The organism is Mycobacterium sp. E342 (assembly GCF_001667665.1).
Taxonomy (GTDB): domain Bacteria; phylum Actinomycetota; class Actinomycetes; order Mycobacteriales; family Mycobacteriaceae; genus Mycobacterium.
Map to the genome: position 1 here is coordinate 1 of NZ_LZJM01000260.1, position 1,214 is coordinate 1,214.

Genomic DNA, 1,214 nt, shown 5'->3' on the forward strand with positions numbered 1-1,214 from the left:
GGCACCTACACCGACGACGACCGCGCCCGCCGGCGCGGACTCACTTTGGGCAAGCAAGGCCCCGACGGCATGTCCGAGCTGCGCGGCCTGCTCACCCCGGAGTTGCGCGCCACCGTGGAGGCGGTGCTGGCCAAACTCGCCGCACCCGGCATGTGCAACCCGCTCGAGGACACCCCATGCGTGGACGGGGCACCGAGCCAGGAGGCGATCGACCGCGACGCCCGCAGCACGGCCCAGCGCAACCACGACGGGCTGCTGGCCGGCCTACGGGCGCTGTTGGCCTCGGGAAAACTGGGTCAGCACAACGGCTTACCCGCCTCCATCATCATCACCACGACCCTGGCTGAGCTGCAGACCGCCGCCGGCACAGGGCGCACCGGTGGCGGCACCCGGCTCCCCATCAGCGACGTGATCCGGCTGGCCCGCCACGCCCACCACTATTTGGCGGTCTTCGACAACGCCAAACCTTTGGCGCTGTATCACAGCAAGCGACTCGCCACCCGCGGACAACGAATCATGCTCTACGCCAAGGACCGCGGCTGCACGGCGCCGGGTTGCACCGTGCCCGGCTACCTCTCCGAAGTCCACCACGTCACCGACTGGAACCAGTGCCGCCGCACCGACATCGACAACCTCACCTTCGCCTGCGGACCCCACCACCGCATGCTCAAACCCGACGGCTGGACCACCCGCACAAACGCCAAGGGCCACACCGAACGGATCGGTAAGCAGCGCAACGGTAGTCGAGGCAGCGGGCACCACCCCGAGCCGCAGTTCGCCGGTCAGGCCGGTCTGCAGCGCCGTAACCTCCTGTCGCAGGGCGTCGCGGTCGGCCAGGATGCGTCTGGCCCAGGGCACCAGCCGCTCGCCCTCGGGAGTGAGGCCTTCGAACTTCTGTCCACGCCGCACCAGCGGGACGTTGAGCTCCTGTTCGAGCTTGCGGATGGCCTCCGACAGCGCGGGCTGCGAGACGTAGCAAGCGCTCGCCGCGCGCGCGAAGTGGCGCTCCTGAGCGAGCGCTACGAAATACTCCAGCTGACGGAATAGCACGGACCATTCGACCACGCGCAGAGGCGGCGCTGTCGCTAGGCCGCGTCGTCATCGTCGTCGTGCCGTAGGAGTTTTTCGGGGTGGTGGTGATCTGGGAGGACGGCGGCTACGGGCTGATCGAGTGGAAAATGGACCTCGAGCTCGGCGCGCACTACTACGTGAAG

The 1,214-nt window shown here is 68.4% G+C and carries 2 pseudogenes; one reads left to right on the plus strand and one right to left on the minus strand.

What is annotated here, in order from left to right:
* Window positions 1-768, plus strand: a pseudogene (locus A5692_RS20810) (DUF222 domain-containing protein); the annotation flags it as partial.
* Here A5692_RS20810 and A5692_RS28555 read toward each other — a convergent pair.
* Window positions 676-1,050 (minus strand): annotated as a pseudogene (locus A5692_RS28555) (LysR family transcriptional regulator); the annotation flags it as partial. The pseudogenes A5692_RS20810 and A5692_RS28555 overlap by 93 nt on opposite strands.
* Window positions 1,051-1,214: the final 164 nt, after the last annotated feature.